Source organism: Tardiphaga sp., assembly GCF_044340795.1.
GTDB lineage: Bacteria > Pseudomonadota > Alphaproteobacteria > Rhizobiales > Xanthobacteraceae > Tardiphaga.
This window is the reverse complement of sequence record NZ_JBIISY010000366.1, coordinates 1-4,301: the sequence shown is the minus strand read 5'-3', so window position 1 is coordinate 4,301 and position 4,301 is coordinate 1. Positions and strand designations below refer to the sequence as shown.

Sequence of the window (4,301 nt, the reverse complement as noted above, 5' to 3'; positions counted from 1 at the left end):
CTATATAACGCCGAGAGGCTTGGACGAGTCAATCGGGATCGCGACCCAAATTTTCGCGGCGGTATTGGAAGGAATTTGGAATGGACGTGAAGCGCAAGCTGGAGATCCTCGCGGATGCTGCCAAATATGACGCTTCCTGCGCATCGAGCGGTACCGAGAAGCGGGATTCCCGCGACGGCAAGGGCATGGGCTCGACCGATGCGGGCATGGGCATCTGTCACTCCTATGCGCCGGATGGCCGCTGCATCTCGCTGCTGAAAATCCTGCTGACCAATGCCTGCAATTACGATTGCCTCTATTGCGTCAACCGTGCCTCCAGCAATGTGACGCGCGCCCGCTTCACCGTGGATGAAGTGGTGCAGCTGACGCTGGATTTCTACCGGCGCAACTACATCGAGGGCCTGTTCCTCTCCTCCGGCATCATCCGCAGCGCCGATTACACCATGGAGCAAGTGGTCGCCGTGGCGCGAAAGCTGCGCGAGGAGCATCACTTTCGCGGCTACATCCATCTGAAGACAATTCCGGAAGCCGATGATGCGCTGATCGCCGAGGCCGGCAAATATGCCGACCGACTCAGCATCAATATCGAGGTGCCGGACGAAGGCAGCCTGAAACAGCTGGCGCCGGAAAAGGACGTCCGTGCGATCCGTCGCACTATGGGACGCCTGCGGCTGAAGCTCGATGAAGCGCGCGAGGGAGCCAAGCCGACGCCGCGCGGACGCACGGCGCCGCGCTTTGCGCCGGCGGGACAAAGCACGCAGATGATCGTGGGCGCCGACAGCGCCAATGATGCGACCATCATCAAGACCTCGGCCAATCTCTATGGCTCCTACAATCTCAAGCGCGTCTATTATTCGGCGTTCAGCCCGATCCCCGATGCCAGCCGCTCGCTGCCGCTGCGCGCGCCGCCGCTGATGCGCGAGCATCGGCTCTATCAGGCCGACTGGCTGATGCGCTTCTATGGGTTTGATGCCGACGAGATCGTGGCTGGCGACAACGGCATGCTGTCGCTGGACATGGATCCGAAACTCGCCTGGGCGCTGCGCCATCGCGACCGTTTCCCGCTCGATATCAACCGCGCCAGCCGCGAGGATCTTTTGCGCGTGCCGGGTTTTGGCGCGCGGGCCGTGCAGCGGATCATCGAGACGCGGCGGATTTCCTCGATCCGCGTCGGCGATCTCGCCCGGCTGCATATCCCACGGAACAAGGCGCTGCCATTCATTGTTCTTCCTGATCACCGGCCAGCTGTGCATCAGCTCGACAGCACGCAACTGGCCGAACGCTTCAAGCCGAAAGCCAAGCAATTGGGCTTCGCTTTCTAGAAGCGCGGTAACGGAGAGCCGATGCATACCATCACGCTCGATGGCGAGACCGATTTCGACGGCTGGCGCAAGGCGGCGCGACTGCTGGCAATGAATGGCGTCGCGCCGGCGGATGTGACGTGGATCGTTGCGGGCGGCGATGAGCCCGAGCTGTTTCCGGCCACACAGGATACATCGCTCGAAGAGGTGCGCGGCACCTTCAATGTCCCCGCGCATTTTGTCGATCTCGCGCAGCAGGTCATCCTGCATCGCGATCCCCAGCGCTTTGCCTTGCTCTATCGCATGCTATGGCGGCTGCGCGGCAATCACGACCTGCTCCAGCTGGCCACTGATCCCGATACTTCGAAACTGGAAAGCATGGCCAAGGCGATCCGCCGCGACGAGCACAAGATGCATGCCTTTGTCCGCTTCCGCGAGATCGGCCGCGATGCCAAGGCGCATTTCGTGGCGTGGTTCGAGCCCGAGCATCACATCGTCGAACTCGCAGCCCCCTTCTTCGCGCGGCGCTTCGCCGACATGGCGTGGTCGATCCTGACGCCGGATCTCTGCGCGCATTGGGACGGACACAAGGTGTCGTTCTCGCCAGGCGTCGACAAATCCATGGCGCCGTCGAGCGACCGACTCGAGGAAGTCTGGCGCACCTATTATGCGAGTATCTTCAATCCGGCCCGCCTGAAGACCAAGGCGATGCAGAAGGAGATGCCGAAGAAATACTGGCGCAACCTGCCCGAAGCCGGGCTCATCAAGCCGCTGATCGAGAAGGCGGAACGAGTCACGGGCGAAATGATTGCAGCGGAGGCGCTGGAGCCCAAGAAGCCGCAGCGCCGCGAGGCTGTCATGACGAGATCGCAGGCGATGGCATCGACCGAGCATGCACACGACACCTCCCTTGCCGCTCTGCGCGACGAGGCTGCGGATTGCCGCGCCTGCCATCTATGGAAGGACGCCACGCAGACCGTGTTCGGCGAAGGACCCAAACATGCCTCGGTGATGATGGTCGGCGAGCAGCCCGGCGACAAGGAAGACCTCGCCGGCAAGCCGTTTGTCGGCCCGGCCGGCCAGATGCTCGACAAGGCGCTCGCGGAGGCCGGCATCATCCGCGACAAGGTCTATGTGACCAATGCGGTGAAGCATTTCAAATTCGTGCCGCGCGGCAAATTCCGGCTGCACCAGAAGCCGGCGACGCCGGAGATCAAGGCGTGCCGGCCATGGTATGAGCGCGAGAAGGCGCTGGTGAAGCCGGAGCTGGTCGTCGCCATGGGCGCGACGGCTGCGCAGAGTGTGTTCGGCAAGATCATGCCGGTCGGAAAGACACGCGGGCGTGTGATCGATCTGGACGACGGAACGCGTGTGCTGGTGACTGTGCATCCGTCCTATCTGTTGCGCTTGCCGGATGAGGATGCACGACTGCGCGAATATGCTGCCTTCGTCGAGGATCTTCGCATTGTGGCGGCGCATCTGAGTGACAAGGCACGCGCTGCTTGACCTGTCATCCCGGCGAAAGCCGCGATCCATAACCTCCGTATCAGAGGTTAGCCACGCCGATCGCGTTTCAGCTAGCTCGACAGCGTGTATGGATCCCGGCTTTCGCCGGGATGACATGAAGTTAAATCACGAATTCCCGCGTCACCCTTCGTGTATCCATCTCGAATTCGAGATCAACCACGGGCGGCCGTGCGAAATGCCAGGTCATGCCCTGACGTGCGGCACCGCGTTTGACGAGTTCATCGGCCACGACGGGATGGAAGTCCTGCACGGTGTAAACCTGTGTCGCCGTCGTGTCCTTCCAGCCGAATCCGAACGCACCGAGGCGCTCTTCCATATTCGCCATGGTCATGCGCGCCTTCTCGCGAAACGCATCAGGCGACGTCTCGCGATAGCGCACGATGCGCTCCGGATACGTGCCGGGACCACCGCGCGCTTCGGCGCCGCCTGCGATGACGAAGCTGGGCTTGGCACCCTTCGCCTCCCGCACGAATGAGAAGGCGTAGAAGGATGGTTCGCTGGGCGGATCGATCTCGAGACAGACATTGCTGCGCGCGACGGGATTGTTGGTGCCGTCAAAGATGCCCCATTCGGCGAGGGTCTTCACATAGTGTTCGTTGAACCTACGAAAGCCGGCTTCGTCGACGACGCCGGGCGAACGTAATTCGCAGGCGCAGAATGAGGTCAGCGGACGCCCCGCCGCGCGAATGTAATCGGCGATGCGCGCAAAGCCTTCGGCCAGAGGCAGCCACGTATCGAAGCGGACGCGCTCGATCTCGTAATCGGGCAACGCGGCAGCACCGCTCGAATACTGAAACAATGCGGGAATGTAACGATAGTTGCCGGGCGTGAAATCGCGCGTCATCGCGGGTGGCTCCTCCGGGGCGTCCGCCTCAAAAGGAAATGGCGGATCGATTTTGTCGATCCGCCATCCAACCTCAATCCATCTGGACCTGCAAGCTCAGCGCCGCAAGCCCCAAAGCGTCACGTCGTCTTCGCGTGCTTCATGTCGAAGTCCGCGATCTCCTTGGCGCGCTGGCTTTCCTTGCCGGCGCGGTGATCGGTGGCGATGGCCACATAGACCGCGGGCAGCACGAACAGCGTGAACAACGTGCCGATCATCATGCCGGCCACGACCACGAGGCCGATGGAGAAGCGGCTTGCCGCGCCGGCGCCCGATGCCGTGAGCAGCGGCAACAGGCCGGTGACCATCGCCGCCGTCGTCATCAGGATCGGACGTAGACGAACACGGGCTGCCATTTCGATCGCCGAGCGGCGATCGAGGCCTTCCTTCAGCTGGAGCTCGTTGGCGAACTCCACCATCAGGATGCCGTGCTTCGAGATCAGGCCGACCAGCGTCAAGAGACCCACCTGGGTGTAGATGTTGATCGTCGCCACGCCGAAGAACAGCGGGATCAACGCACCCGAGATGGCCATCGGCACCGAGATCATGATGACCAGGGGATCGCGGATCGACGCGAACTGCGCCGCCAG

The 4,301-nt window shown here is 62.2% G+C and carries 4 protein-coding genes; 2 read left to right on the top strand and 2 right to left on the bottom strand.

The features are described from left to right. Positions 1 to 80: 80 nt before the first annotated feature. Positions 81 to 1,322 (top strand): putative DNA modification/repair radical SAM protein, encoded by a 1,242-nt coding sequence (locus ACIQ17_RS31405; RefSeq protein WP_398473423.1) that lies wholly within the window; start codon positions 81 to 83, stop codon positions 1,320 to 1,322. A gap of 21 nt (positions 1,323 to 1,343) precedes the next feature. Then, positions 1,344 to 2,807 carry a UdgX family uracil-DNA binding protein gene (locus ACIQ17_RS31400; RefSeq protein WP_398473422.1) on the top strand — a complete coding sequence of 488 codons (1,464 nt, stop codon included), beginning with the start codon at positions 1,344 to 1,346 and terminating at the stop codon, positions 2,805 to 2,807. Positions 2,808 to 2,928: 121 nt separating this feature from the next. Here the strand turns inward: ACIQ17_RS31400 and ACIQ17_RS31395 are convergent, their stop codons facing one another. Together ACIQ17_RS31395 and ACIQ17_RS31390 are read right to left on the bottom strand one after the other, a co-directional pair. Next, the gene (locus ACIQ17_RS31395) at positions 2,929 to 3,672 is read right to left on the bottom strand and encodes a hypothetical protein (protein ID WP_398473421.1); all 744 of its coding nucleotides are present in this window, start codon (positions 3,670 to 3,672) and stop codon (positions 2,929 to 2,931) included. A gap of 119 nt (positions 3,673 to 3,791) precedes the next feature. Beyond that, positions 3,792 to 4,301: efflux RND transporter permease subunit (locus ACIQ17_RS31390; protein WP_398473420.1), on the bottom strand; the 510-nt coding region annotated here is incomplete at its 5' end.